General features: G+C 74.9%; 23 protein-coding genes, 2 tRNA genes and 1 pseudogene. 7 read left to right on the plus strand and 19 right to left on the minus strand.

Annotation, left to right across the window (positions count from 1 at the left end; genetic code table 11):
• The 5 genes from KVT14_RS17025 to KVT14_RS17045 all read right to left on the minus strand — a co-directional run.
• The coding region (locus tag KVT14_RS17025) for a hypothetical protein (RefSeq protein ID WP_217616757.1) at window positions 1-507 on the minus strand (507 nt) is incomplete at its 3' end.
• A gap of 177 nt (window positions 508-684) precedes the next feature.
• Complete coding sequence (locus tag KVT14_RS17030) at window positions 685-2,361, minus strand: FAD-binding dehydrogenase (RefSeq protein WP_217616758.1); 1,677 nt, start codon at window positions 2,359-2,361, stop codon at window positions 685-687.
• Between the two features lie 70 nt (window positions 2,362-2,431).
• On the minus strand, window positions 2,432-2,998 hold the full coding sequence (locus KVT14_RS17035) for a hypothetical protein (RefSeq protein ID WP_217616759.1): 567 nt from the start codon (window positions 2,996-2,998) through the stop codon (window positions 2,432-2,434).
• The gene (locus KVT14_RS17040) at window positions 2,995-5,355 is read right to left on the minus strand and encodes a hypothetical protein (protein ID WP_217616760.1); all 2,361 of its coding nucleotides are present in this window, start codon (window positions 5,353-5,355) and stop codon (window positions 2,995-2,997) included. The genes KVT14_RS17035 and KVT14_RS17040 overlap by 4 nt, the downstream gene beginning before the upstream one ends.
• Window positions 5,355-5,651: a hypothetical protein gene (locus KVT14_RS17045; RefSeq protein ID WP_217616761.1), complete on the minus strand. Its 297-nt coding sequence runs from the start codon at window positions 5,649-5,651 to the stop codon at window positions 5,355-5,357. Before KVT14_RS17045 ends, KVT14_RS17040 begins: the two co-directional genes overlap by 1 nt.
• 131 nt (window positions 5,652-5,782) lie before the next feature.
• On the opposite strand from KVT14_RS17045, the gene KVT14_RS17050 reads away from it, so the two are divergent.
• The gene (locus KVT14_RS17050; RefSeq protein WP_217616762.1) at window positions 5,783-7,792 is read left to right on the plus strand and encodes a TPM domain-containing protein; all 2,010 of its coding nucleotides are present in this window, start codon (window positions 5,783-5,785) and stop codon (window positions 7,790-7,792) included.
• A 573-nt stretch (window positions 7,793-8,365) separates the two neighbouring features.
• Here KVT14_RS17050 and KVT14_RS17055 read toward each other — a convergent pair.
• Genes KVT14_RS17055 through KVT14_RS17070 form a run of 4 tightly spaced genes read right to left on the minus strand, consistent with a single transcriptional unit; the run spans window position 8,366 to window position 10,388 of the window.
• Entirely contained in the window at window positions 8,366-8,866 is a 501-nt protein-coding gene (locus KVT14_RS17055) for a hypothetical protein (RefSeq protein ID WP_217616763.1), read from the minus strand.
• A 46-nt stretch (window positions 8,867-8,912) separates the two neighbouring features.
• A complete protein-coding gene (locus KVT14_RS17060) occupies window positions 8,913-9,323 on the minus strand; it encodes a hypothetical protein (protein WP_217616764.1) in 411 nt (136 codons plus the stop codon).
• Window positions 9,320-9,913, minus strand: coding sequence for a hypothetical protein (locus KVT14_RS17065; protein WP_217616765.1), 594 nt, complete (start codon window positions 9,911-9,913; stop codon window positions 9,320-9,322). Before KVT14_RS17065 ends, KVT14_RS17060 begins: the two co-directional genes overlap by 4 nt.
• 22 nt (window positions 9,914-9,935) lie before the next feature.
• On the minus strand, window positions 9,936-10,388 hold the full coding sequence (locus KVT14_RS17070) for a hypothetical protein (protein ID WP_217616766.1): 453 nt from the start codon (window positions 10,386-10,388) through the stop codon (window positions 9,936-9,938).
• Between the two features lie 625 nt (window positions 10,389-11,013).
• Here KVT14_RS17070 and KVT14_RS17075 point away from each other — a divergent pair.
• A complete protein-coding gene (locus tag KVT14_RS17075) occupies window positions 11,014-12,075 on the plus strand; it encodes a hypothetical protein (protein ID WP_217616767.1) in 1,062 nt (353 codons plus the stop codon).
• Between the two features lie 84 nt (window positions 12,076-12,159).
• On the opposite strand, the gene KVT14_RS17080 is transcribed toward KVT14_RS17075, so the two are convergent.
• A tRNA-Ser gene (locus tag KVT14_RS17080) sits at window positions 12,160-12,248 on the minus strand.
• A 76-nt stretch (window positions 12,249-12,324) separates the two neighbouring features.
• Window positions 12,325-13,590, minus strand: a complete 1,266-nt coding sequence (locus tag KVT14_RS17085) for a threonine/serine exporter family protein (RefSeq protein ID WP_308161133.1) — start codon at window positions 13,588-13,590, stop codon at window positions 12,325-12,327.
• Window positions 13,591-13,830: 240 nt separating this feature from the next.
• On the opposite strand from KVT14_RS17085, the gene KVT14_RS17090 reads away from it, so the two are divergent.
• Window positions 13,831-16,542 (plus strand): Ig-like domain-containing protein, encoded by a 2,712-nt coding sequence (locus KVT14_RS17090; RefSeq protein WP_217616769.1) that lies wholly within the window; start codon window positions 13,831-13,833, stop codon window positions 16,540-16,542.
• Between the two features lie 19 nt (window positions 16,543-16,561).
• Window positions 16,562-16,954 carry a YchJ family protein gene (locus tag KVT14_RS17095; RefSeq protein ID WP_217616770.1) on the plus strand — a complete coding sequence of 131 codons (393 nt, stop codon included), beginning with the start codon at window positions 16,562-16,564 and terminating at the stop codon, window positions 16,952-16,954.
• Here the strand turns inward: KVT14_RS17095 and KVT14_RS17100 are convergent.
• Window positions 16,924-17,109: a hypothetical protein gene (locus KVT14_RS17100; protein ID WP_217616776.1), complete on the minus strand. Its 186-nt coding sequence runs from the start codon at window positions 17,107-17,109 to the stop codon at window positions 16,924-16,926. The genes KVT14_RS17095 and KVT14_RS17100 overlap by 31 nt on opposite strands.
• 111 nt (window positions 17,110-17,220) lie before the next feature.
• Between KVT14_RS17100 and KVT14_RS17105 the strand changes: the two genes are divergently transcribed.
• From KVT14_RS17105 to KVT14_RS17115, 3 genes are all read left to right on the plus strand, one after another.
• Window positions 17,221-19,116, plus strand: a complete 1,896-nt coding sequence (locus KVT14_RS17105) for an alkaline phosphatase (protein WP_254631141.1) — start codon at window positions 17,221-17,223, stop codon at window positions 19,114-19,116.
• A 94-nt stretch (window positions 19,117-19,210) separates the two neighbouring features.
• Window positions 19,211-20,305, plus strand: a complete 1,095-nt coding sequence (locus KVT14_RS17110; protein ID WP_217616771.1) for a DUF916 domain-containing protein — start codon at window positions 19,211-19,213, stop codon at window positions 20,303-20,305.
• 114 nt (window positions 20,306-20,419) lie between these two features.
• The gene (locus tag KVT14_RS17115) at window positions 20,420-22,255 is read left to right on the plus strand and encodes a glycoside hydrolase family 6 protein (protein ID WP_217616772.1); all 1,836 of its coding nucleotides are present in this window, start codon (window positions 20,420-20,422) and stop codon (window positions 22,253-22,255) included.
• 37 nt (window positions 22,256-22,292) lie between these two features.
• Here the strand turns inward: KVT14_RS17115 and KVT14_RS17120 are convergent.
• The 7 genes and pseudogenes from KVT14_RS17120 to KVT14_RS17150 form a co-directional block, all read right to left on the minus strand.
• Window positions 22,293-22,383, minus strand: a tRNA-Ser gene (locus KVT14_RS17120).
• A gap of 144 nt (window positions 22,384-22,527) precedes the next feature.
• On the minus strand, window positions 22,528-23,331 hold the full coding sequence (locus KVT14_RS17125) for an SDR family NAD(P)-dependent oxidoreductase (protein ID WP_217616773.1): 804 nt from the start codon (window positions 23,329-23,331) through the stop codon (window positions 22,528-22,530).
• Between the two features lie 154 nt (window positions 23,332-23,485).
• Window positions 23,486-23,902: a PIN domain-containing protein gene (locus KVT14_RS17130; protein ID WP_308161134.1), complete on the minus strand. Its 417-nt coding sequence runs from the start codon at window positions 23,900-23,902 to the stop codon at window positions 23,486-23,488.
• 35 nt (window positions 23,903-23,937) lie between these two features.
• Entirely contained in the window at window positions 23,938-24,588 is a 651-nt protein-coding gene (locus tag KVT14_RS17135) for an ATP/GTP-binding protein (protein ID WP_147794820.1), read from the minus strand.
• Window positions 24,569-24,943 carry a DUF742 domain-containing protein gene (locus tag KVT14_RS17140; protein ID WP_147794821.1) on the minus strand — a complete coding sequence of 125 codons (375 nt, stop codon included), beginning with the start codon at window positions 24,941-24,943 and terminating at the stop codon, window positions 24,569-24,571. Before KVT14_RS17140 ends, KVT14_RS17135 begins: the two co-directional genes overlap by 20 nt.
• Before the next feature lie 8 nt (window positions 24,944-24,951).
• Entirely contained in the window at window positions 24,952-25,401 is a 450-nt protein-coding gene (locus KVT14_RS17145; protein WP_147794822.1) for a roadblock/LC7 domain-containing protein, read from the minus strand.
• A gap of 49 nt (window positions 25,402-25,450) precedes the next feature.
• Window positions 25,451-26,476: pseudogene (locus KVT14_RS17150) on the minus strand (hypothetical protein); the annotation flags it as partial.

The following is a 26,476-nucleotide window of genomic DNA, read 5'->3' on the forward strand; positions in this document are numbered from 1 at the left end:
CGGCGCGTGGTCGCCGGAGCCCGGCGACCACCGCGCGCCGTCCGGGGCGGTCGCGACGTGGACGGGGAGCGCCAACGTCGCGCCCGCTGCCGCCGCCGGCTCGGACTCGGGCAGCGTCGCCGTGCCGTGCACGGGCACCGGCTCGCCGCCGACCAGGCCGAGCCCCACCCGGGCGCCGCGCAGCCCCGCGGTGCTCCCGGCGGCAAGCACGACGCCGGTGTCGTCGCTCAGGGTCAGCTCGAGGTCGACGTCGTCGGGCGCGGCGGCGTCGCCCAGCACGAGGGTGAGGGCGGTCGGGCCGCCGTCGGCGGGCCGCGCCGTGATGTGGAAGGTGGAGGACGCGCCCGGGGCCGGGACCGGCACGTGCACGCGCCCCGCCGCGCCCTCGCGCAGGTCGAGCCCTGCCGTCGGCAGCCCGCTCGACGCCCCGAGCGCGCCGGCGCCGAGCACGCCGCCGACCGTCAGCGCGATCGCCGCCGCGACCACCCGCGACACCAGCCTCCGCACGTCCATCCTCCCGTCGCCCTCGCCGCGGCGCCGGGCCGCGACGTCGTCGACGCTAGGACGGCGCAACCACTCAGCCCCCGGGACCGGGTGCTGCCGCGGGGCCCGGTCACGGCACGACGGGGGCCGCCGCGATCCGTGTGCGTGCCAGGCATCCGGATCCCTCATCGCGCCGACGGCTCAGAGGGCCTGCGCCACCGCCCGCCCCGCGGTGCGACCGGTCAGCAGGCACCCGCCGAGGAAGGTCCCCTCCAGCGCCCGGTACCCGTGCGCCCCGCCGCCCCCGAAGCCCGCCGCCTCCCCCGCCGCGTACAGCCCGGGCACCGGAGCGCCGTCCGTCCCGAGCGCCCGGCCGTCGAGGTCGGTCTGGATCCCCCCGAGCGTCTTGCGGGTGATGACCCGCAGCCGCACCCCGATCAGCGGCCCCGCGCCCGGGTCGAGCACGCGGCGCGGGCGGGCGACCCGCAGCAGCCGGTCGCCGCGGTACCGCCGGGCGTTCCGGATGCTCTGCACCTGCGCGTCCTTCGCGAACGGGTTCGTCAGCTGCCCGTCCCGCTCCCGGACCTGCCGCTCGATCCCGGCGGGGTCGAGCAGCGGCTCCGCGGTCAGCGCGTTCATCCCCGCCACCAGCTCGCGGAGCGTCCCGGCGACGACGAAGTCCTCCCCGCGCTCCTTGAACGCCTCGACCGGCCCCGGTGCCCCCCGACCGAGCCGGGTCCGGAGCAGCAGCCGGTAGTCGCGCCGGGTGATGTCCGGGTTCTGCTCGGAGCCGGACAGCGCGAACTCCTTCTCGATCACCTTCTGGGTCAGGACGAACCACGAGTGGTCGTACGGCTGCAGGTCGGGGTCGGCGCGGAGCAGGCGGAGCGTCCCGACGGTGTCGTGCCCGGGCAGCCCGGGCGGCGGCAGCCGACGGCCCAGCGCGTCGAACCACAGCGACGACGGGCCCGGCAGGATCCGGATGCCGTGCCCCGGCCACACCGGCGCCCAGTTCGCGACGCCCTCGGTGTAGTGCCACATGCGGTCCCGGTTCACCAGGCGCACACCGTCGGCCGCGGCGATGTCGAGCATCCGGCCGTCGACCGACGCGGGCACGCCGGTGAGCATCGTGCGCGGCGGGGTGCCGAGCCGGTCGGGCCACCAGCGGCGCACCCGGTCGTGGTCGCCGCCGATGCCGCCCGTCGCGAGCACCACCGCCTGGGCGGTGAGCGCGAAGTCGCCGACCACGTCGCGGTTCGTCCGCACCCCGCGCGGGGCGTCGTCGTCGGCCAGGACCGCGCCGTGCACGCCGGTGACCGCGCCGTCCGTGCGCACGAGCCCGTCGACGCGGTGCCGGAACCGCAGCGTGAGCCGCCCGTCCGCCGCCGCCGCCCGCACCCGGTCGGCGAAGGGCTCGCTGATCCCGGTCCCGCTCCCCCACGGCACGTGGAACCGCGGCACCGAGTTCCCGTGGCCGCCGGGCAGCCCGTCGCCGCGCTCGGCCCAGCCGACGACCGGCGTGAACCGCACCCCGCGCTCCCGCAGCCACGGCAGCGCGTCCCCGGCGGCGAACTCGACGAACGCCCGGCCCCAGCGCACGGCCCAGGCGTCCTCGGGCAGGTCGCCGTCGAGCCGGTCCCAGCCCGCGGTGCCCTGCCAGTCCCGCCACGCCAGGTCGACCGAGTCCCGGACGCCGAACCGGCGCTGCATCGGGCTGTCGACCAGGAAGATCCCGCCGAACGACCACCAGGCCTGGCCGCCGAGGTTCGCCGGGCTCTCCTGCTCGACGAGCACCACCCGCCGGCCGGCCCGCACCAGCTCGTCGGCGGCGACAAGCCCGGCCAGGCCGCCGCCCACCACGATGACGTCCGCGTCCACGCGCCGCACCCCCGTTCGCGGCGTCGCCCCGTCGCGGCGCCGGCTGGGGCGACTGTAGCGGGGCGGGGTGTCAGCCCTCCGCGGGCGGGAACTGCTCGGCGCCCGCGAGGGCGAGGTCCCGGAGGTCGTCGAGGTCGACCGGCGGGTCGTCGCGGTCGGTCGCGAACCCGTACGCCAGCACCCGGGCCTCGTCCAGCGGCACGACGACGAACTCGCCCCACACGCCGTCCGGGTCCTCGGTCCGCCAGCCGGCGGCACCGGCCTCGAGACCGTCGAGCGGCTCGATGAACCGCCCGGATCCGATCGTCTCGGAGGACAGGACGCACTGGTCCGCCTGAGCGGCGATGTCGGCCACCACGTCGTCCGCGGACCGCCCACGACCGGAGCGGTCGAGCAGCGTCGCCCCGACCGACGGACCGCCGTCGATCTCGAGCCAGGTGCCCTGGATCGGCTCGCTCGTGTAGAGCTTCGGGCTCATCTCCTCGCACCAGGTCCAACCCGGTGCGAGGGAGTAGCGGGTGTTCTGCTCGACGATGGTGACGTCCTCGAAGTCGCTCTCGTCGAGCAGGACCGGAGTGGTCGAGCACCCCGCGAGGAGGAGCACGCCGACGACCAGGACCGACCAGCCGCGTCTCACTGCTTGTTCTCCGTGCTGATCACGTTGTACGGGTCCTCGAACGCGTCGCGGATCTCGTCCACCGACACCAGGGGCCGGAGCAGCGTCCCCGCCTCGTAGTGCCGGACGGCGAGGTCGTCGAGCGGGATCTGGTCCACCGAGATGAGCCGGCCGCCGGGCATCCAGGTGTCCCGCAGCTCGGGCGGGACGTCGACGACGCCGGCCTCCGCCAGCGCGAGGAAGCTCGTCACGACGGTCCTCGCCTGGCTGTCCGTGAACGTGTCGGTCGCCGCCGCGCGCGCCGCGTCCTCGTTCCCGCCGAAGATCGCCGTGATCTGCCCGCTCGGGACGTTGCGGATCTCCGACCACGCCGCGTCCGCGATCTGCTTGCCGGTGGTTCCGGCGACGTCCACGACCATCTCGGCGCCCGGCAGCGGGACGAGGGCCGCCGCCTTGGAGACCAGGCCGGTGAAGGCGGCGATCTGCTGGTCCCGGGACTTCGCGCCCTCGATGTCCATCTGGGCGAGCAGCTCCTGCATGTGCCCTTCCAGGCGCGTGCTCGACGTCAGGACGTTCTCCAGCGCCGGGTAGGTGGCCGACTCGACCCCGGCGGCGTTCATAGCGGACCAGCCGCCGATCGAGGTCTGCCGGTAGTTGGCGATGCCCTCGGCGACCCGCGCCATGCCGTCGTCCGTGCTCAGCGCCACCTTCAGGATGCTGTCCAGGTCGCCCGAGTTGATCCTCGGCTGGTTCTCGAGCCGCGGGAGGAAGTCGTCGCGGAGCGTCAGCACGGCAGCACCCCCGTCCGCCGACGTCGGGCTCGCGACCGCGATCTGCACGCTCGGCATGTAGTGCTTCAGCAGGGCGCCGAGCGGCTCCGACGCCCCTTCGGCGTGCTCCGCCGTGAACCGTGGGTTGTCCGGGAGCCGGCCCAGGGCGTCCGACACGAACAGGCCCGTCTGCTCGGGGGAGCTCGCGATGTTCCCCGGGTCCGTCCCGATCCCGAGCGCCGCCTCCGCGATGCCCTGGAACCCGTCGCGGCTCCAGTCCCGCTCCGCGAAGTAGTACTCGGCCCGCTCCTCGCCGTCGCCGTCGGAGAAGAACTCCAGCCCGAGCGACGGGTGCTTCCCGAGCTGCCCCATCGTCGCGCCCATCGGGTCCGGCGTCCGGCCGAGCAGCGACCCGGGGTCGGCGTCGAGCCCGTTGAGCGGGGACCCCATGCCGGTGTGCTGCATCCAGCTCTGCACGAGCTGCGGGTCCACGGTCCGCTCGAACTCGTCGAGCTGCCAGGCCACGCCCCGGACGAAGTCCTCGCCGTAGTCGCCGTCCCGCATGAGGTAGTCGAGCACGGCGGCGTGCAGCGGGCTGCTCGGGTAGGTGTCGAAGTAGGCGTCCATCGTGTCGCCGTCCGCGGTGCGGGTGGCGAGCTGGACGAGCTCCTGGCCGAAGGCCTCGCCGTCGAAGCCCTCGGCCCGGGTCGCGACCTGGAGGCCCGAGCGGAGCTCGCCGGCGAGCGTCGCGAGATTCGGGTCGTCCGAGAAGCCCATGAAGGAGGCCAGGCCGTCGTAGGTGCCGAGCAGGCCGTCCGCGCCCAGGCGCCGGTACATCGGCGCCATGACGTCGGGGTCGTCGCCGAGCGCGCCGAGCAGCGCGGTGTACCGCGCGACGGTGTCGGCGTCGCCGAAGGCCTGCGGGTCCTGGGCCATGCGGTCGAGGCCGTCGGCCACCTCGGCGCCCAGCCCCGCCTTCACCTCGGGCGACAGGTGCTCGCCGAGCAGCGCGTACGCCTCCGGGTGGTCCAGCAGGTACCGGACCTGGTCCGCCGGGCTCTTGGCCTGGAAGTCGAGCAGCGCCTGCTGGTCCGCGAGGCTGCCGATGTCGTTGACGTCGGTCATCGCGGCGGCGGTCAGCGCGGCGGCGAGCGCCTGGTCGGCGGCGGCCGCGTCGGCGAGCGCCGTCTCGATCTGCTCGGCGACCTCCTGCTGGACGGTGCGGGCGTAGGCGAGCTCGTCCTCGTCGTCGAAGGTCCGCGCGATGCTGACCGCCCCGGTCGCGTGGTCGATGTGCAGGCCGTTGTAGCCGCCGCGGCGCATGGCGCCCTGGAGCAGCTCCTTGGCGGCGGCGAGCGACGTCGCCGCCGCGTCGAGCGCCTCGATCACGCCGGTGGTCTCGGCGACCTGGGTGGCGAGCGCGCTCGACAGCCGGTCGTGCTCGGTGCGCGCGGCGGTGGCGTCCTCGAAGGTCCAGGAGGCGGGCGGCCGCCCGGCGTCGAGGTCGTCGTGCAGGCCGGTGAGGCTGCGGCGGTGCCCGACGACCGCCTCCGCGATCTCGGACAGGCGGGCGGGCTGCCAGGAGGCGAGCTGGGACGGGGAGACCATCAGGACGGCACCGGCCCGAGGCGGTCGAACCGGGTGGCGACGCCGTCGTTCGTCGACGTCCAGCTCCCGGCCGCGGAGCGCATCGACTCCGCCTGCGCATCCGCGCTCGTCGCCCAGCGGGTGTAGGCGTCGGACCAGGCGGCGGCCAGAGTCGACCCCGCCCCGGCGCTGGCGCTCCCCGCGAGGGCGGCGGCGATGTCGCCCACCTCCGACGGGACGTGCTGCCGCACGGTGCTCGCGACGGACTCGATGGTGCCGGCGGCCGCGCGAACGGCCGCCGTGTCGATCTCTCCCACGGCCTCTCCCCCTGCTGACGTCGTGATCCACCGACGAGAGTAGGGGGAAACGACCGTCGCGCACGCCACACTGGGGACGCCGTCGCCCACCCGGGTGGTGCCCGCCACCCGCACGAACGCCCGGAGCCCGCATGCCCCGCCACCGCCGACCCGCCCGCCTCGCGCGCGCCGGTACCGCCGTCGCCGCCGTCGCGTCCGCCGTCCTGCTCGCCGCCGGTCCCGGTGCGGCGCCTGCCGTCGCGGACCCGCCGCTCGACCTCCCCACGGCCGTCACCGACCCGGCGGACGTGCTGTCGCCCGCGGACGAGGCCCGGGTCACCGACGCGCTCGCCGGGCTGGCGGAGGCCTCGCCGTACCAGCTGTTCGTCGTCTACGTGGACTCGTTCGACGGCCTGGGAAACCGCGCGTGGGCGGACGCCACCGCCGAGGCGTCCGGCCTGGGGCGGGACGACATCCTGCTGGCCGTCGCGGTCGAGGACCGTCGGTACCAGGTGTCCGTCGACGGTGACATCGCGCTGACCGACGGCGCGCTGACCCGGGTGGAGCAGGACGACATCGAGCCGGCGCTCCGCGACGACGACTGGGCGGGCGCGGCCGTCGCGGCGGCGGAGGGCTACCAGCGGGCGGCGAACCCGCCGGCGGGCGCGGGGACGATCGTGCTGCGGGTGCTGCTCGTCCTCGGCGCGCTGGCGCTGCTCGGCTACGGGGTGGCGCGGGTGGTGCGGCACCGCCGCGCGGCGGACCGCGCAGCTGCGGAGCTGGACGCGCTCGACGAGCGGTCCTCGCGTGCCCTCGTCGCCACCGACGACGCCGTGGCCGCGGCCGCGCAGGAGGTGGCGTTCGCCGAGGCGCAGTTCGGGGCCGAGGCGGCGGCACCGTTCGCCTCCGCGCTCGCGCAGGCCCGCGAGCTGCTGGCCGAGGCGTTCCGGTCGCGGCAGCTGCTGGACGACGACGAGCACGACACCGACGCCCGGCGCACCAGCCTGGCGTACGCGGTCCTCGACGGCTGCACGCGGGTCGAGCAGGTGCTCGCGGCCCAGCAGGAGCCGCTCGTGGCGCTCCGAGCGCTGCACGAGCGCGCGCCCGCCGACCTGGCGGAGGTGCGCGACGCGGCCTCCGCCGCGGCCGTGCGCACCGGGGAGACCGGGGCGGTGTGGGACGCGATCCGCCCGCGGTACGCGCCGTCCGCCACCGCGGACGTGCCGGGCGTGCTCGCCGACGCGGCGACGCTCGCGGCGCGCGCAGGCACCGAGGCCGACGCCGGCCTGGCGGTGGTCGACACCGACCGGGCGGCCGCCGTGGCGCACGCCCGCGAGGCACGGACGGCGCTGGACCGGGCGGTCGCGGTGCTCGACGCGCTGGACCGCCGCGCCGCCGACCTGGAGACCGCGCCGCAGGCCATCGCCGCGGTCGTCGCGGAGATCGACGCCGACCTCGTCGACGCCCGGCGGTTCGACGTGCCGGGCCTCGCGGAGGTCGTGGCCACCGCGGAGCGGGCACGCGACCGGGCCGGGTCCGCGGAGGCCGGCCAGGACCCGCTCGCCGTGCTCGGCGCGCTGGCGGACGCCGAGCGCGCGCTCGACGGGGTGCTGGACCCCCTGCGCGAGACCGAGGCCGCCCGCGCCCACGCCCAGGAGCGGCTGCCGCAGGCGACGGCGACGGCGCGTGCCCGCATCGCCGGGGTCGAGTCGACCATCGCGCGCGGCCGCTGGTCGATCGGCGCCGCGACCCGCACCCGGCTGGCGGAGGCCGCCCGCCTGACCGCGCAGGGCGAGGCGGCGGTCACCAGCGACCCCGTCACGGCGCTCCGCGTCCTGCGGGCCGCCGCCGAGCGGGCCGAGGAGGCGCAGCGCGCGGCGCTGGCGGACATCGAGTCCGCGCGGCGCCGGGCCGAGGCGGCGGACGACGGGCCGTCCTGGTCGTCGGGCGGGTCGTCGTCGTGGTCCTGGTCCTGGTCGTCGGGAGGGGGCGGCTCGAGCGGCCGGTCGGGCGGTGCGCGGCGGTCGGGCGGGTGGTCCGGGGGCGGCCGGTCCGGGAGCAGCCGGTCGAGCGGTCGGTCCGGGGGCTCGCGCCCGAGCGGCAGCCGCTCGGGCGGCGGCCGGTCGGGCGGCGGCCGCCGGGGCGGTGGCGGGCGCTTCTGACGCGCGGCGCGGTTGCTCGCGGGGAGGTCGGCCGACCGCGGCAGCCACCCCGGGAATCAGCGCCGGGGCGCCGGCACGGGCACCGAGGTCGTCACACGCTGGTGAGGTCGTCACCCGTACGTGACGACCTCACCGCGTTGTGACGACCTCACCGCGGCGCGCACCCGCGAGGCGCGGACGCTGCCCGCCGCCAGCACCGGACACGCGCCGAGGGCCCGGTCGCCATGACCGGGCCCTCGTGGAAGGGGGACTGCCGAAACATATGCCGTCCTGCGACGACACCGCTGCGCTGACCTGCGATCACACCTGGCTCGCGAGTTGATCACACAACACTGCTACCAGCGAGGAGCATCCTGGGATCCGAATGACATCCATGTAGTTCACCCGATTTCTGGCACATCCGTGTACGGGCGGCGTCCGGCGTCAGCCGCCCTAGGAACGGGCCGACGCGAGCCGGGGGTGCGATGGAAATGGCTGCTGGCACCAGGTGAGGCGCGATGCACTTCGTTCGGGGGTAGTTGGAGTCGCGGGACCGGCTCAGCCGAGGAACGCTCGTCGTTCACCCGCCGACGATCAGACGACGGTCCTCGGCACCCCAACCTCAGGCGTCCTCTGCTTCTGAGGTCGGGACGGCAGCCAGAACGAGGCGACCGCCAGGACGATCACCAGGTGCGTCGCCGAGTTCAGGCCACCCTTCTCAACCCAGCCAACCCAGCCGCCGAGAACACCGACGGTTTGTTCGCCGCCGGAGTCACGACCGGCCGCCAGGATGAAGGCCCAGACGACAACCACCGCCGCGGCGAGCGCGAAGCCCGCAATGAGGGCGACGCCCGCGGTGCGAGACGCGGCGCGATGGAGAACCACAAGACCCACGATCACGAGCGCGCTCAGTACCACGATCGCGAGCAGCGGCCAGATCGGCACCTGCGGCTCGGTGATCCCCACGACGGTGTTGCTGAGATCGAAGACTGCCCCGGCTTGAAGCCCGATCACCTGGACCGACAGCAGGCCGATGATGACGGCGTACAGGGCACCGATGACAGCGCCCGCTGCACCGATGGCGATGTTCTTCATGCAGGAGAGCCTTCCGAGTTGCGGTCCGCTGGGAGGCGGCGGAGGTCTAGGAGATCGCCGCGCAGGTCAAGTTCGCCGACCCACCCACGTTCTGCCAGTTCCAGTAGCACTGGCTACGCGCGTTGCTCTGCCGGGGATGGGACACCCGAGCCGTGCCGGAGGCTTCTGTCGTGACCTGGGCGATCGTGGTGGCGCCCGGAGCCGGGTAGTACGTCCGGATGGTGATCGTGCCGAACGCGAGTCGCACCGACGCGGTCCCACCGGTGATGCTCGTCCGTTGGCCGGAGTCGCGCGGCTGCGCCTCGGGGGTGGCGACGTTATTCGCGTAGGTGTAGGTCGCCGCGTGCGCCGCGGGGATCGCGACGCTCAGTAGAGCGACGGCGAGCGCGACAATTGCCGCAGCAGCCGCGACCGCTTTCGTGCGTGGAGACCACGTCGCGGTGGCGGGGCCGCTCATCGCTGGCCGCCCGTCAGGGAGATCGGCGCGAAGTGAAAGGACGAGCCGTCGGCACGGTGCACCTCGAACGCTTCGAGCGTCTCCAGGTGGTCGGGTCGTCCGCTGATGAGGTTCGGCTCGGTATCCGTCGAGCGGCTTGCGAGCCCCAGGTCGAGCGGCTCTGCTCCGATGTCCGAGGGCAGCAGGTACGCCTCAGCTGCGAGTGTCGGGTCCTCCGCACCAAGCGCGGCGACGAGGGCCAGTCCCTTGCGGTAGAACTCCGTGATCGGGGTGCAGGTCGAGGCTGCGAGCTCGGGATCTGCCGCCAGGCGGGTGACCAGGCAGACCTCGGCACCGCCGGCCCGGCCGACCCAGTACTCGCCCGCCTCGTCCCCGCCGAGGGATCGTAGGGAGTCCTCGTCGATCCCGCCGAGCGCCACGAGGTCGAGCCCGCCCGGGGCGCGGTCCGACTCGTGCTGCGGAGCCGCGAGCGCGGGGATCAGGTCTTCCACGCTCATCGCGTTCGCGCTGGCCGCGACAGCGGGCACGGCAGTACCGAGCGCAATCACCGCGGCAACGCCGGTGGCGTACGCGATCTTCACCTTGTTCAATTCCAACTCCTTGTTCAGCGAGCTACTTCGTCGCGCAGGTCATTTTGAGACTGCCGATGTTGCCGCCATCCCACGGCCAGTCCCATCGGCACTTCTGGTAGGCGCCCGTCGCCTGCTGGTGAATCAGATTGACGGAGTCTCTGCCCGAGCCCAGCCCTAGGGTCCGGTAGCCAGGAGCCGGGTAGTACGACTCGACGTACAGCACCGTGCCCGCGCCGTCGACGGCGAAGAACTGCAGACTCGCGGTACCGCCCTTGATCGTGCGGGGGCCGGTGCTCCGGCTCTGGTTCTCGGCAGTCGAGATGTTGTTGGCGTAGGTGTACGCGGCCGCCTGCGCGATAGGTGCACCTACGAGCGCGACGCACGCCGCAAGCCCCGACGCTACGAGCACCGTCCTGGCCGCGCCGCGCTGGCGGCGGAGCCATGTCACCTGCCGGCGCGAATGGCGTTCTAGTTGCGCTTCTTTCATCACCACCCCCTGTGTGTTATCGGAATCATCCCGACCAGGGGTTGAAGCGCAACCTCGGCCCGAGGTCGCGCAGAGGCGAGCGCGCAACGTCGATGAGATGGCTGGACGAGCCATCGCGCGACATCCCTCACCAGCCCCCTGGCCACCGAGGTGCACGATTCCCCGGCCTTCACAACCGTTGCACAGGATTGTGCGCTTGGCAAAGATCTCGCATAGGGTGGACAAAACCGAGAGCGCGTGGGAGGGTCGCGCGTCGCGTGCGCGTGACGTCCAACCGCGGCATGGGGACCGCCACGTCTCAACGGACACGATCGAGCGCCTGCGTGCGCGACGTGACCCGCATGTCCGTGATGGCCTAGTTGCGCGACTTCGTGACGGTGATCTGAACGCGCTCGCGCTCCAGCACGGACCGAGGGGCGGCCACCCACGTGATCGCACGCACCCGTGATCGGGGTCTGCTGCCGGCGGTGATCACCCTCGCCCGTGACAGCGACGCTCGGGTGCGCGCTGAGGCGGCGGCCGTGCTCAGCCGGTGGGCGGTCCACGAGCCCGACCCCACCGAGCTCGTCGAGCTGCTGACCGTGCTCGTCGCGCACGTCGGGACGCTGGCCGGTCGTCGTGTCGCCGCCAGGTGTTCGGCTACCGCGCCACGACGTACACGACGGTGCGGAAGGACGTGCCGGCGTTCATCGAGGCGGTCGAGGTCCGTCCCGCGAACGAGCACGGCGCCGAGGCGTCCGTCCGTCTCGCCCGATGGCTGCACTCCAGGCTGACGGACCTCGGACGGGCCTTCGGCCAGGTGTTCGCGGACCGGGAGTACTCGTACTCGAACCCGGACAACTGGCACCACCCGATGCGCGCCCTCGGGGCCGAGCTGGTGTTCGACTTGAACGCCAACGCGCGCACGATCGTGTACTACCGCGGGATCATGTTCGTCGACGGGACCGCCTACTGCCCCGGCATGCCCGAGGAGCTGCGCTACGTGGCTCGTCCGCGCCGCATCGTCCTGGGCGACCGCCCGCCCGAGGACGAGCCCGAGCAGGTCGCCGCGTGGGAGGCCGCCCGGAGGGAGTTCGACCTGGCGCGCGAGATCATGCAAGCGCGTGAGCCGTACGAGCTGGTCCGCAACGCCGGCAACGGTGCCGGCAAGGAGCGGTACATCTGCCAGGCGCTGCGTGGTCACGCGATCTGCCCGCTGAGGGCGTTCACGCTCCAGTCCCCGAACGCGGAGTTCCTCACCCTGGTGACCCCTCCGCCGGACCTGGTGGTCGCGAACGGCATCTGCGTGCAGAAGTCGATCGTCGTCCCGGCCGGTGTGGACGCGAAGAACCGCCAGCGTCACCCGTACCTGTCCCAGCGATGGTTCAACGAGTACCGCAAGCGGTCCACGGTCGAGCGGAGCTACGCCTCGATCAAGCACCCCGCGAACGAGGACGTCGGGCGTGGCTGGGTCGAGCTGTTCGGCCTGCTCAAGGTGTCGTTCATGTTCGCCATCGGGGCGATGTCCCAGAACTTGCGCCTGGTGATCCGGTACCTCGCGGACCACCCGGAGGCGCTCGACGAGTCGGATCTGATCATGCGGGGCCCGGCGGCCTCGTTCGGCCACGAGGAGCTCAACGAGGCCGGCGAGATCGAGCTGTACGACGAGCTCGTCAACCCGGACCCGGACCCGGACACCGGCACGAACGACTGACCCCTGAACGAACGGAACCCCCGCCGGAGACCCGGCGGGGGTTTCGTCACTGCGAGGGGCTGAGTTTCGTCAGCCCCCTGGAAGCGGAGACGGTGGGATTTGAACCCACGGAAGGGTTGCCCCTTCACGACCTTAGCAGGGTCGCGCACTAGACCTGGCTATGCGACGTCTCCAGACTGCGACACAGTACCGGGCGTCCCGGGCACCCGGCAAAGCGGCCCCCGCGGGCGGCCCGCGGAGCCCGCCGGGTCAGTGCTCGAAGCCCCACTCCCGGTCGGTCAGCATCCGCGCGACGGCCAGCCCGACCGACAGGGCGACGACCACCAGACCGGCCTGGACGCCGTACGCCAGCGCCTGGGTGGTGTCGCCGTTCGACAGGTAGAACACCGACCGGTACGCCGAGACGCCCGGCACCATGATCACGACGGCCGGCACGGAGACGGTGATCCGCGGGACGCCGAGCCGCGGCGCGATCACGGCGGCGAGCAGCCCGACGAGCAGCGCGGCGGCCGCGGCGGCCGCCTGCGGCGCGACCTCCCCCACCAGGTACAGCCGGCCCGTGTTCGCCACCATCCCGACGACGGCGGCGCCCAGAGCCATCCGCCACGGGCTGTTGAACATGAGCGCGAAGCCCAGCACGCCGACGAAGCTGGCGACCATGCGCAGCACGAGCAGCAGTCCCGAGTGCAGCACCGGCGCCGCCTCGGGGTCGGGGGACAGCCCCACCGCGATCGACACGCCCCACACCGCGAGCGCCGCCGAGGTGAGGATCATCAGCGCGTAGGTCAGCCGGGCGACGCCCGCGGAGAAGTCGAGCTTGGCGAGGTCGAGGCCCCCGGTCACCAGCGGGAAGCCCGGCACCAGGAACAGCACCGCCGAGACGTAGCCCGCCGCGTGCCGCACCTCCGTGGCGCCGAGCTCGTGCACGGCCGACACGAGCCCGAGGTACGCCAGGCACGCCAGCGCGGCCGCCAGCATGGTCACGCCGAACTGGTTGAACCCGCGGTGCAGCAGCAGCCGCCGGGTGAGCTGGCCGAGCCAGGCCGCGACGAACGCGCCGGCCATCTCGACCGGGCCGCCGTTGTTGAGGAACGCGAACGCCGCGCACGCGACGGCCGCCCACAGCGCGTTGACCGCGTCGGGGTAGAGCGGCCGCTTGCGCTCGATCCGGTCGAGCTCGGCGGACACCTCGTCGACGGTGGCGCGCCGGCCCGACCGGGCGAGCGACCCGGCGAGGTGCTCGAGCTCGGCCAGCCGGTCCGCGTTGATGCCGACGGACCGGACCTCGGCGACCTCGGTGCGGAAGCTCGGGCCGCGGTGCGAGGTCGTGGTGATCTCGGTGAGCGTCACGTGCGCCTCGTGCCGGTCGACGCCGATCGCCCGGGCGATCCGGGCCATCGACGACTTGACCCGGTAGGAGCCCGTCCCCGCGGACAGGCTGAGCCGCCCGACGCGCAGGGCGACGCCGGACTGGCGGATGAGCTCGAGCTCGTCGTCGGTCGGTTGGGTCGGCACGCGCACCATGATGGCGGGCCCGGGCCGCCGTCGGCGGGACGTCGGTCCGGCCCGGCGGCACCCTCGCCACCCGGCCGCTCCGTCGGTACCGTGACCGGACGTGCTGGTCGGGGGGCCGGCGCACGAGGCATCGGGGGCACGGTGCGGACGAGGTCGGGCAGCGGAGCGCGGCGGGACGCCACGACGGCGACGGCGCAGGGGGCGCCACCACGCGCGCGACGCCGGTGGTCGGCCGCCGCGGTGGGCGGGCTGCTGCTCGCGGCCCTGGTCCCGGGCGGGTCGGCGCAGGCCGCCCCCGCGGACGACTGCGCGGCGCCCACCCGGACGGTCAGCGGCGGGGCGACCGGCGCGGCGCTCGACATCGCCGCCGGCGAGGTCGTCCTGCTCGCCGGCGGCACCCAGGTGGGCGGGGTCGGCTCGCTGCCGGCGGGCGCGACGCTGTGCGTCGCCGCCGGGGCGACGCTCGCGCCCGCCTACGTGAACAACGCCGCCGGCACGGTCTACGTCGCGCCGGGCGGGACGGCGACGATGCCGTCCGTCGCGGTGAACGCGGGGTTCGTCCTGGACAACGCCGGGACGGCCACGTTCGCCGGGCTCGCGCTCAACGGACCGGGGACCGTGACCAACGCGGCGGGGGCGACGCTGACGATCACCGGCGCGTTCACCCCCGCGGCCGGCACGGTGGTCAACGACGGCACGCTGGCGCTGCCGGGCGGCGCGACCCTCAACTCCCCGGTGTCGCTCACCAACAACGGCACGCTCACCGCCGCGGGCACGACGATCGTCAACGGCCCGTTCGAGAACGCCGGCACCGCGACGCTCGCCGGTGACCTCGTGGTCAACGGCTCGGGGACGCTGACCAACCTGTGCGTGCTCCAGGCGTCGGGCGGGTTCACCAACAACGGCGGGTCGAGCAGCACCGGCCTGGTCGCGCTGGGCGGCGGCTTCGTCAACCAGGGGACCTGGCGGCAGGCACCCACGGCGGCCCTGACCGCGACCACGCTGGCCGACGACGGCGCCGTCACGGGGTTCGGCCGGTACGTGTTCACCGGCACGACGGGGGTGCAGGGCGGGTTCGACGGCGACTCCGGGTTCGTGCCGATCTTGGTCGACGTCCCCGGCGCCACCTTCCCCGACACGGGTGCCGGGTCGGTGACCAACGTCGACGTCCGCGACCTCACGGTGCCGGGGCCCGCCGACTACCCCGCCCCGGACTGCGCCGACCCGGTCGGGCCCGCGTCCGCCGACGTGCAGGTCAGCAAGACGGGGCCGGCCTTCGTCGGGCCCGGCGGACAGCTCACCTACACGATCGACGTCACCAACGCCGGACCCGACGAGGCGGTGGGCGTGACCGTCACCGACGCGCTGCCGCCCGCGCTCACCGGCGTCACCGCCTCGGGTGGCGGGGTGGTCGCCCCGCCGACGGCCACCTGGTCGCTGGGCACGCTCGCGGTCGGCGCCACGGTCACGCTGACCGTCACCGGCACCGCGCCCGACAGCGGCGTGCTGGTCAACACGGTGAGCGCCACCGCGACCACGCCCGACCCGGACGCCTCGAACAACGACGGCACCGCCGACTCCGAGACGGTGACCACCGAGGTGACTCCCGGGCCGGACGTCGTCGACCCTCCGACCGCCGACGACCTGGTGCGGGAGACCGTGGTCGGGCGGCCCATCGTCTCGACCGTCACCGGGAGCAGCCCCGACCCCGACCTGCAGCTGCGGTTCAGCACCGTGACCGGACCGTCCGACGGCGTGCTGGTCCTGCTGCCCGGCGGCCGGTTCGGGTACCTGCCCGACGCGGGGTTCGTCGGCACGGACTCGTTCACGTACCGGGTGTGCGACAACCAGGAGCCGGTGCGGTGCAGCGCCCCCGCGACGGTGACGCTGATCGTGCACCCGCTCGCGGTCGACGACGAGACGACCACGCTCGTGGGCACGCCCGTCACCGTCGACGTGCTCGCCAACGACCCGCCCGGCGCGGTGCTGTCCACGACGCTGGTCGACCTGCCCGACCACGGCCTGGTCACCGTCGACCCCGCGACCGGGTCCGTCGTCTACACGCCGGGCCCCGGCTACCTCGGCACGGACTCCTTCACGTACCAGGCCTGCGCGCCCGACGACCCGACCGACTGCGCCACCGCCGTGGTGACGGTCCACGTGTGGCCGGACAACCAGCCGCCGGACGCGCCGCTGCTCTTCCTCGAGACGACCGTCGACACCCCCGTCTCCGGGGACCCCGCCGTCAGCGACCCCGACGGCGACGCGGTCACGATCGTGCAGACGTTCCCGACCGCCGCGGGCGGCACCGTGACGCTCGCCGGCGGCACGACCACCTACACGCCGCCGCCCGGGTTCGCCGGGCGCGACCTGTACCAGTACACGGTGTGCGACGACGGGATCCCGGTGCTGTGCAGCACCGGACTGGTGACGGTGCTCGTCGACCCGGTGGCCGTGGACGACGCCGCGACGACGCTCGAGGGCACCCCGGTGGCGATCGACGTCGCCGCCAACGACTCCGGCACGGTCCTGCCGCCGGACGTCACCGTGCCGCCGGCGAACGGCTCGGTCGCACTGGTCGACGGCGTGCTGGTCTACTCGCCGGCGCCCGGGTTCGTCGGGACGGACACGTTCACCTACCAGGTGTGCGCGGCCGACGTGTCGCCCGCCTGCGCGAGCGCGGAGGTCACCGTGGTGGTGACCGGCGCGGAGGACCCGGGCGAGGGCGACTCCGGCGGCGGGACCGGCGGGTCGACCGGGGACTCCGGCGGGTCGGCGGGCGGCGGCTCGGGCGTGCTCGCGGCCGGCGACCTGCCCCGCACCGGCGCCGACACCCTGCGGCTCGCGGTGCTGGCGCTCGGCCTGGCCGGGGCCGGCGTCGCCCTCCGGGCGGCTGTCCTCCGGTCCCGGCCGGCGCGGGTCCGGGTCCGGGGGCGGGACGACCGCCGCTGACCCGCCCGATACTGGTCCGGTGCCGACCCCGACCCGCTGCCCCTGCCTGAGCGGCCTGCCCTACGACGAGTGCTGCGGGCCGCTGCACCGCGGCGAGCGGACCGCCGCCACCGCCGAGGCGCTCATGCGGTCCCGGTACAGCGCGTTCGCCGTCGGGGACGCCGCGTACCTCCTGAGGACCTGGCACCCCTCGACCCGCCCCCGGACGGTCGACCTCGACGACGCGGTGGTGTGGCGGAGGCTCGACGTCCTCGGCACCGACCGCGGCGGACCGTTCGACTCCGCCGGGACCGTCGAGTTCCGCGCCTCGTACAGCGACCCGCAGGGCCGCGGGTCGCTGCACGAGGTCAGCCGGTTCGTCCGCGAGGACGGCGCGTGGACCTACGTCGACGGGTCCGTGGATCCCGGCTGACGGCGTCGCACGAGCAGCGGGTCGACCACCAGGGCGAGCGCGAGGACGGCGGTCCACGCGACCGCGGCGCCGGCTCCGGCTCTCGTGACCACCAGGTCGAACGGGATGACCGAGCCGGTCCGGAACGCGCCCGGGGGGTCGTCGGTCTGCGCCACGGTTCGACTGTTTCGTCCGGTTTCTCCGGGAGTTCACTGACACGTCACAGGCGGCGCCGAGGGTCGAAGGAGGCGGGTGACCGCCCGCCCCGATCCGACGGAGAAGAGATCATGACCCGACGACCCAGTTGGTGGCTCGCGCTCACCGGGACGAGCACGCTCGCCGCCGCCGTCGCCCTGACCTCGGCCGCACCCGCGGTCGCTGCCGACCCCGCTCCCGGCCCCAAGAACGTCATCGTCCTGATCGGCGACGGCATGGGCTACAACCACATCGACGCCGCCTCGCTCTACGAGCACGGCACGACCTACGCCCAGGTCGAGGTCGACCCGCAGGCGGGCACGATCGAGCACCTGCCGGGCACCGCCTCGCAGGTGTTCCAGTCGTTCCCCGTCCAGGTCGCCATGTCGACCCACTCGGCCAACGGCCGCGCGGAGTACGACCCCGCCAAGGCCTGGGCCGACTTCGACTGGATCGCCGAGGGCGCCACCGACTCCGCCGCCGCGGGCACAGCGCTGGCCACGGGCGTCAAGACGAACAACGGCATCCTCGGCATCGACCCCGAGGGCGATGTCGTCAAGAACGTCGCCGAGCGCGCCGCCGAGCTCGACAAGGCCACCGGCGTCGTCACCTCGGTGCAGTTCTCGCACGCCACGCCGGCGTCCTGGGGCGCGCACAACGCGAGCCGCAACGACCTGCACGGCATCTCGGACGAGATGATCGCGGGCCCGCTCGACGTCATCATGGGCGCGGGCCACCCGTACTTCGACGACGACCACCAGCCGATCGACACCGGGCGGTTCGACTACCTGAGCGAGAGCGCCTGGAACAAGCTCAGCGACGGCCAGACCCCGTTCACGCTGATCGAGGAGAAGGCCCAGTTCGAGGCGCTCGCCGCGGGCCAGGACGTCCCGGAGCAGGTCTTCGGCCTCGCGCAGGTCGCCTCCACGCTGCAGCAGGCGCGCTCCGGCGGGTCCGAGGGCCAGCTGCCGTTCGAGGTCGAGCAGAACGACGTCGCGTCGCTCGCCACGATGACGCAGGGCGCCCTCAACGTGCTCGAGCAGGACGAGGAGGGTCTGTTCCTCATGGTCGAGGGCGGCGCCATCGACTGGACCGGCCACGCCAACGAGACCACCCGCAACATCGAGGAGACGGTCGACTTCAACCGCGCCGTCGAGACGGTCGTCGACTGGGTCGAGACCGAGTCCTCCTGGGACGAGACGCTCGTCATCGTCACCGCGGACCACGAGACCGGCTACCTCGACGGCTCGCAGTCCGACCCGACCTGGACTCCGATCACGGGGGCCAAGGGCCAGCTGCCGGACGAGGCCTGGTTCTCCGGCAACCACACCAACCAGCTCGTCCCGCTGTTCGCCAAGGGGGCCGGCTCGGACCTGCTCGCCTCGTACGCCACGGGCACCGACCCGGTCCGCGGCGCCTATCTCGACAACGTCGACGTCGCCCGCGTGGCCTTCGAGTCCTGGGGCTACGAGGACGCCCCCGAGGCCGGCGAGATCCCGCTGACCGCGACCGTGCCGCAGGCCGGCGAGGTCGAGGGCTCCCTCACGATGTCGGTGGCGGACTTCGGCGAGGGCGTCGCGCTCGGCGGCGGCGCGAACGTCGGCGACCGCCTGCGGTTCGGCGGCGCGCTGCCGACCGTGTCGGTGACCGACTCCCGCTCGAACGCCCAGGCGGGCGCGGGCGGCTGGACCGTCTCCGGCCAGGCGGCCGACCTCTCCACCGGGTCGCAGGTGCTGCGCGCTCAGCACCTCGGCTGGACCCCCGGCCTGCTCACCACCAGGCCCGGCGTCACGCCCGGCTCGCCGGTGGCGACGGTGCTCGGCGGCGGCGAGGGCCTCGGCACCCCGGCGACGCTGGCGACGGCGACCTCGGACGGCCGCCTCGGCACCACCGACCTGACGGCCGACCTGAACCTCGAGGTCCCGGTCGACACCCGCGCCGGCGAGTACGCCGGCTCGCTGACGGTGTCGCTCTTCCCGGTCGACTGACCGCAGCGCGAGGGCCCGGCGCCGCCCGCAGGGGCACGCCGGGCCCTCGCCCCGTCCTCCCCCCCGCCTCCCCCGAGACCCGCTGGAGACCGCCGTGCCGCGCACCACCGCCCCGCGACGCCGCCGGGCGTCCGCCGCCCTCGTCCTGATCGCCACCTTCGCGCTGCCCGCCGCGCCGGTCGCGTCGGCCGCGACCGAGCCCGCGCCCGCCGCCGAGGCCGCCGCCGCGCGCACGACCTGGGCGCTCGAGCCCGCGACCGCCGGGGGGCCGGACGGCCGGGTGTCGTTCCGGCACGCCGTCGACCCGGGCGCCGAGGTCGCCGAGCACGTCACGCTGACGAACTTCTCCGAGCACCCCGCGACGTTCGAGGTCTACGCCGGCGACGGGCTCCTCACCGCCGACGGCCAGTTCGACCTCCCGCCCACCGGCACCGCGGCCGGGGCCGCGGGCTCCTGGATCGCGCTCGGCGACGCCACCGGCACGCTCGCGGAGCCCGGCGCCACGCAGCGCGTCGAGGTCCCGGCGGGCTCCGCGGTCACGCTGCCGCTCGTCGTCCGGGTACCCGCCGACGCGACCCCGGGCGATCACCCCGCGGGCGTCGTCGCCGCGCTCGCGACCGACGCGGGCGCGGGCGTCGCGATGGACAGCCGGGTCGGCGCGCGGCTGCACCTGCGCGTCACCGGCGACCTGGCGCCCGCCCTCGCGGTCCAGGACGTGCGCACCGACTACACCCCGTCGTGGAACCCGTTCGCCCCGGGCACGCTGCGCGTCTCGTACACGGTCGCGAACGCCGGCAACGTCCGCCTCGGCGCGACCTCGTCCGCGAGCGCCGCCGGCCCGTTCGGCGTCGCCGGCACGACCGCCGAGGGCGCCACCCTGCGCGAGGTGCTGCCCGGTGGGGCGGCCTCCGGCAGCGTCGAGGTCGAGACGTGGCCGCTGGTCCGGCTCGGCGGTGCGGTCGCGGTGACCCCGGCGGTCGTCGGCGACGACGAGGTGACGGCCGCGCTGGCCGCGGCGGAGTCGTCCTGGTCCGCCTGGGCGGTGCCGTGGGTGCAGGTCGCGCTGGTCCTGCTGCTGGTCGGCTGGGTGCTCGCCGTCCGGCGGGCGCGCACGCGGCGCGAGGCGGCGACGCAGCGGCGGATCGCCGCGGCGGTCGCCCGGGCGCGGGAGCCGGGGGCGCCCGCCTGACGTGGGCTGGGCGGAGCCGTCTCGCGCGGCACCGGTTCACCCGCCCCGACGGGGCCGGGGAGCGGGTGGGTCGCCGATGGGGAGGGAAAGCCGTTCCCCGACGAGGACCCCGCCATGCCCCGCGCCACCCGCCCGCACCCGTCCCGCCCGACCGTCGCGTGGTCTCGACCCCTCGTCGCCGCCGTCCGCGCGGCCGCCGCCGCGCTGCTGGTGGTGGTCGTGCTGGCGCCGTCCCCGGCCACGGCGTCCGCCCCCGCCCCGGCGGGTGACCGGCTGACGACGGGCCAGGCCCTCGTCGGCGGTACGTCGCTGGCGGCCGTCGGCAGCGCGCACGCGCTCGCCGTCGGCGCCGACGGCGACGTGACCGTGCGGCTCGGCACGGGTCCCGTGCTCTGGCACACCGGGACCACCGGCAACCCCGGGGCCCGGCTCGTGCAGCAGCCCTCGGGCGCGCTGGAGGTGCGCTCCGCCTCCGGGACCCTGCTCTGGACCACCGGCGCGGCCTCCCCCGGCGCCCGTTCGATCATCAAGCCCGACGGCGTCGTGTACACCGTGGACACCGCGGGCCGGCTGGTGTGGAAGTCGACCACCGACGGCCCCGCGCTCCGGACCACCCCGGCGGACCGCGTCCCGTCCGGCGGCCTGCTCCTGGCCGGCGAGTCGATCGCGACCGGCGACGTCCGGCTCGCGATGGGCGCCGACGGCGACCTCGTGCTGACCCGCGGCGGCGTCGTGGTCTGGCGCGCCGGCACCACCGCGCGCGGCGCGTCCGCCCGCGTGACCCCCGGCGGCGACCTCCAGGTCGTCTCCCCCGCCGGCGTCGTGCTGTGGTCGGCCGGCGCGTCAGCACCGGGCGCGCGGCTGGTGGTCAAGGACCACGCGCGGATCTACCTGATCTCCACCGCGGGCGCGAGCGTCTGGTCCACCGCCGCGCCGACCGGGGAGCGGGTGCCCGCCGTCGTGACCCTGCCGCTGCCCGCCGCGCTGCCGGTCGTGTCGCGGCCGGGCTCCGGCTCGGGCGGCGGCGCGTCCACCGACGCCGGCTCGGGCGAGCGGGCGTACCGCACGGTGCTGTCCGCCGCCCCGCCGTACGCGGACCCCGCGTCCGACGTCGCCCGCGCCGCGGCCACCGCCCGCACGGAGGGCCGCACCGCCGACGCCGCGCTGCTCGACAAGGCCGCGAGCGGCGGCGCCGCTCGCTGGCTGGGTCCCGCGGACGGCACGACCGCCGTCCGCGCGTACGCCGCCGCGGCGACCGCGGCCGGCCGCACCCCGGTGTTCGTCACCTACGCCATCCCCGAGCGCGACTGCGGCTCCTACTCGGCCGGCGGGTTCGCGACCGCCGCCGAGTACCGCGCCTGGGTGGACGCCGTCGCCGCGGGCCTGCGCGGCTCCCGCCCCGTCGTCGTCGTCGAGCCGGACGCCCTGCTGCACCTGGACCGGTGCGGCGACCGGGACCAGCGGCTCGAGCTGCTCCGCGCGTCCGTCGAGGCGTACCGGGCCGCCGGCGCCGAGGTCTACCTCGACGCGGCCAGCAGCAACAGCTTCGGCTGGAGCGCCGAGCAGCTCCGCGACATGGCCCTGCGGCTGCGGGCTGCGGGCGTCGACCGGGCCGCCGGGTTCTCCGTGAACGTGTCGAACTTCCAGCGCAGCGAGCACGAGGTCGCGTACGGCACCTACCTGTCGGCGCTCCTCGGCGGGAAGGCGTTCGTCGTCGACACCTCGCGCAACGGCGCCGGACCGCTCGCCGGCCCGGACGGCACGGTGTGGTGCAACCCGGAGGGCCGCGCCCTCGGAGCCGCGCCCGGCGCGACCGGAAGCGGGCCGCACGTGGCGAACCTCTGGATCAAGACCGTCGGGCGGTCGGACGGGACCTGCAACGGCGGGCCGGTCGCCGGCACCTACTGGGAGGACTACACGCTGGGGCTGGCGTCCCGCGCGGCGTGGTGACGGGTCCGGCGCGCGGACGTCGGTCCCGGACCGCGGGCGGAGGGCGTGGGATTCGAACCCACGAGGACGCCTTTCGACGCCCCAACGGTTTTCAAGACCGTCGCTTTCGGCCGCTCAGCCAGCCCTCCCACGAACGCGGCGACCCTACCAGCGGGGACCCGAGCCAGAAGGGGGCGGCGGTCGCGCCTCCACCTTCCTAGCCTGACGATGCAGGACGCCGACCGGCCTCCCGCCTTGCCGTGAGCCCCGTCGACGGACGGGGCTCTCGTGCGTCAGGGCAGGATCGCGTCCACGTACCCGCCGTCCACGCGCAGCGCACCACCGGTCGTCGCCGACGCCAGCGGCGACGCGAGGTACACGACCAGGTTCGCGATCTCCTCCGGCTCGATGAGCCGCTGCAGCAGCGACTGCGGCCGGTGCCGGCGCATGAACTCCCGCTGCGCCTCGTTCCACGGCAGGTCCTTCTCGACGAGCGAGTAGACGAAGTCCTCGACGCCGCCGGTGTGCGTCGGTCCGGCGATGACCGAGTTCACCGTCACCCCGGTCCCCGCGGCTTCCTTCGCGAAGCCCCGGGAGACCGCGAGCAGCGCGGTCTTGGACATGCCGTAGTGGATCATCTCGGCGGGGATGACGACGGCGGAGTCGGAGGCGATGTTCAGCACCCGGCCCCAGCCCTGTCCCGTCATGCCGGGGAGGTAGGCGCGGGTCAGCCGCACCGCGGCGAGCACGTTGACCTCGAAGTAGCGTCGCCACTCGTCGTCGGAGATGTCCAGTGCCGGGCGGGACTCGAAGATGCCCAGGTTGTTGACCAGGACGTCGACGTCGGGGACGACGGCGCGGACCGCCTCGGCGCCCGCGTCGGTGCTGACGTCGCCCGGGGCCGCCACGAACGATCCCGGGCCGTCGCCGTGCTCGGCGGCCAGCCGGGCCACGGCGGCGTCGACGGACTCCGGGGTGCGGCCGTTGACGGCCACCCGCGCGCCGGCGCGGGCCAGCCCGGCGGCGATGGCGGCGCCGATGCCCTGGGTGGAACCGGTGACGAGCGCGGTGCGCCCGGTGAGGTCGAGCTGCGTCATGCCCACGACCGTAGGCCGGGCGGGCCCGGTCCCGCGACCACGCGCGCACCGGCGCGCCCGCTCCACGTCCGCCGAGATGGCAACTCTCGGTTGTCGCGGTGTGGTCCCGCACAGCCGAAAGTTGCCATCTCGGCGAGGAGGGAGAGGGCGGCAGTCAGGCCGCGAGGTCCCACCAGCGGTCGGGGAGGCCCGGGGACACGACGACGAGGCCGTGGATCGCGGCGACCGCGGCGAGCCGCACGTCGTACGTCGCGAACGCCGTGATCTCGGGGTACGCCAGCGCGACGCCGAGGTGCAGCGACGCGAAGGGCGAGAGCACAGCGGTCGTCATCGCGGCCGCGCCGACCGCCTGGTCCGAGAACCGGACGACCTCGAGCCGCTCGCCGGCGGCGTGGGCGCGCGCGCGGACGTGCACCGGCGCCGTGGCGGCCGCGTGGCGCAGCTCGCTCAGGGACAGCGGCGTGACGAGGAGTTCCGGCTCATGCTGCTCCGCCCACCGCTGCCAGTCCACCGAGTGGTCCGGGAACGGCAGGTAGCGCAGGAGGGCCGAGCCGTCGGCGTAGACCCGCACGCCCCGCACTGTAGCGGGGCGTGCGGGTCGTCAGCTCACGCCGCGGAGCTGCGGAGCCGCTCCATGGCGAGCTGCACGAGCTGGATCAGCGTCTGCTTCGTGGCGGTGCGCGACCGGGCGTCGGTGTAGAGCACCGGCACGTGCGCCGGGATGGCGAGCGCCTCGCGCACGTCCTCCAGGCGGTGCTTGGCCACGCCGTCGAAGCAGTTCACACCCACGACGAACGGGATGCCGCGCGACTCGAAGTAGTCGACGGCCGGGAAGCACTGGTCCAGGCGGTCGGTGTCGACCAGTACGACGGCGCCGATCGCGCCGCGCACCAGGTCGTCCCACATGAACAGGAACCGGTCCTGGCCCGGGGTGCCGAACAGGTACAGCCACAGCGAACCCGGCAGCGCGATGCGGCCGAAGTCCATCGCGACCGTGGTCGACGTCTTGCGCTCGGTCTGCCCGCCGGCGTCGTCGATGCCGACCGAGTGCTCGGTCATCGCGGCCTCGGTGTTCAGCGGCTCGATGTCGGAGATCGACCCGATGAACGTCGTCTTGCCGACGGCGAAGCCGCCCGCGACGACGATCTTCACGACGGTGGGCGCGGCACCCATCTCGCCGGCGTCGCCGGCGGGGCGGGCGGTGGGCACGGCAGCGGCCTGGCCGGTGGCCACGGCGTCAGAGGGCGGAAATGCCATTGAGAACACTCTCCAGGACGCTCAGGGACAGGGCGGGCGACTGACCGGTGGTGGTCTCGACCGGCGTGGACGAGTGCACGCGGACGTAGCCCGCGTCGGCCAGGTCGGACACGACGACGCGCGTCACGCCCAGGGGGAGGTGCAGCAGCGCGGACAGCTCGGCGATGGAGATGTAGCCGTGCGACGCGTGCTGCAGGATCGCCCGCTTCTCGGGCGTGAGGCCCTGGCCCGAGACGCCGGCGGGCAGCATCTCCACCAGCGCCTCGAGGGGGTAGTCGGACCGCTCGGACCGCACCCGGCCGCCGGTGAGGGCGTACGGGCGGACGGTCCTGGTCTCGAACTCGCTCTCGCTCATCGGCTACCTCACACGGTGGGAGCGCGGGTGGCGCCGTCGACGGGGAGGCTGCCGCGCATCTCGGTGATGAGCTGCGGGGTCAGCGTGGCCTCGGTCCGCGAGACGAGCATCGCCATCTCGTAGCCGATGAGGCCCACGTCGCAGGTGGCGTCGGCGACGACCGCGAGGACGGAGCCGTTCGACACGCTCATCAGGAAGAGGAACAGGTTGTCCATCTCCACGATCGCCTGCCGCACGTCGCCGGCGCGGAGCTGGCGCGCCGCTCCCCGGGTCAGGCTCGACATGCCCGCCACGATCGCCGCGAGCTGGTCGCCGCTGGTGCGGTCGAGCTGCTCGGACATGGCCATGAGCAGACCGTCGGCCGACACCACCAGCGTGTGCCGGGTGCCGGGCACGGTCCGGACGAAGTTGTCCAGGAGCCAGCCGAAGTTGGCTGCCTCGGTGCTGAGGGTGGTCACACATCCTCCTGACGTGATGCAGGCGCGGCTGCGGCTGCGGGGACGGGTGTCACCATGACGGCGACGGCGGGACGGGCTGGGAGTCGGACTCGGTGCGGGGCTGCTCCGGCTGGGCGCCGGCCTCACCCGCGTCGGCGTCCGCGAGGGCACGACGCCCCCGACGGCTGCCGGACTGGAAGCTCGACAGCCGGTCGCGCAGGCTGTCGGCGTCACGCGCCGGAGCCGGACCCGACTCGGGCTGCGAGATCTCGGGGGCCGCCGGGATCGCGGTCGGCACGCGGCGGGTGAGCGATCCGCCGGCCGGCACGTCGACCTGGGGCCGGTACGCGGACAGCTGGCTCAGCTCGCTCAACGCCTGCTCCTGGATGTCGGCCCGCAGGGCGAGCATCTGGGCCGCCTCCGCGTCGAGCGCGCCGGGCCGGCGGGGCTGGTCCGCGGCGGGCGCCGCGGCGGCGGCGGGCTGGGCGGACCACGACGGGGCGGGCGCCGGCTGCGGGACCGACGCGCCGTCGGGCGACCAGGACGACGCCCAGGCGCTCATGTCGCGGTGCGGACGGCGCTCCGACGGCGCGGGCGCACCGGGCTCGGGGGCCGGGGGCGGGACCTCGCCGCGGGTGCGGGTCGGCAGGGGCACCGCACCGGCGGGCTCCTGCGGGGCCCACGCGGGCTCGGCGGCCTGGGCCGGCAGCTCGGGCGACCACGCGGGCTCGGCGGGCGCCGACCACGCGGGGGCGGCGGACCACGCGGCGGGCTGCGGCGCGGACTCGGCGGCGGGCTGCACCGGCTCGGCGGGGGCGACGGGCTCCTGGGCGGACCACGCCGGGGCGCCCGGGTAGGCGCCGGCGTCCTGCTCCGCGGCAGGAGTGCCCCAGCCGTGCGCGGCGGCCGGCGCGGCGGACCACGGTGCCGAGGGGGCGGGCCGGCCCGGCTCGGCGACGCGCTGCTGCTCGCCATCCCAGCCCGCGACGGGCTGCCAGGACTGGGCGACCGAGGGGCGGGTCGGCAGGGCCGCCTGGGCCGGCGCGGCGGGCTGCGGCGCGGGGACCGGGGTGGCCGGCGCGGGTAAGTCGGAGGC

Origin of the sequence: Cellulomonas sp. GbtcB1 (assembly GCF_019091725.1) — a bacterium.
In the GTDB taxonomy this organism is placed as follows: Bacteria; Actinomycetota; Actinomycetes; order Actinomycetales; family Cellulomonadaceae; genus Cellulomonas.

Bases quoted from the DNA above. Each gene is read 5' to 3' on its own strand.
- KVT14_RS17050 (WP_217616762.1), top strand. From the start codon at position 5,783: ATGCCCCGCCACCGCCGACCCGCCCGCCTCGCGCGCGCCGGTACCGCC.
- KVT14_RS17060 (WP_217616764.1), bottom strand. From the start codon at position 9,323: ATGAGCGGCCCCGCCACCGCGACGTGGTCTCCACGCACGAAAGCGGTC.
- KVT14_RS17140 (WP_147794821.1), bottom strand. From the start codon at position 24,943: ATGAGCGAGAGCGAGTTCGAGACCAGGACCGTCCGCCCGTACGCCCTC.
- KVT14_RS17040 (WP_217616760.1), bottom strand. From the start codon at position 5,355: ATGGTCTCCCCGTCCCAGCTCGCCTCCTGGCAGCCCGCCCGCCTGTCC.
- KVT14_RS17055 (WP_217616763.1), bottom strand. From the start codon at position 8,866: ATGAAGAACATCGCCATCGGTGCAGCGGGCGCTGTCATCGGTGCCCTG.
- KVT14_RS17125 (WP_217616773.1), bottom strand. From the start codon at position 23,331: ATGACGCAGCTCGACCTCACCGGGCGCACCGCGCTCGTCACCGGTTCC.
- KVT14_RS17135 (WP_147794820.1), bottom strand. From the start codon at position 24,588: ATGGCATTTCCGCCCTCTGACGCCGTGGCCACCGGCCAGGCCGCTGCC.
- KVT14_RS17115 (WP_217616772.1), top strand. From the start codon at position 20,420: ATGCCCCGCGCCACCCGCCCGCACCCGTCCCGCCCGACCGTCGCGTGG.
- KVT14_RS17105 (WP_254631141.1), top strand. From the start codon at position 17,221: ATGACCCGACGACCCAGTTGGTGGCTCGCGCTCACCGGGACGAGCACG.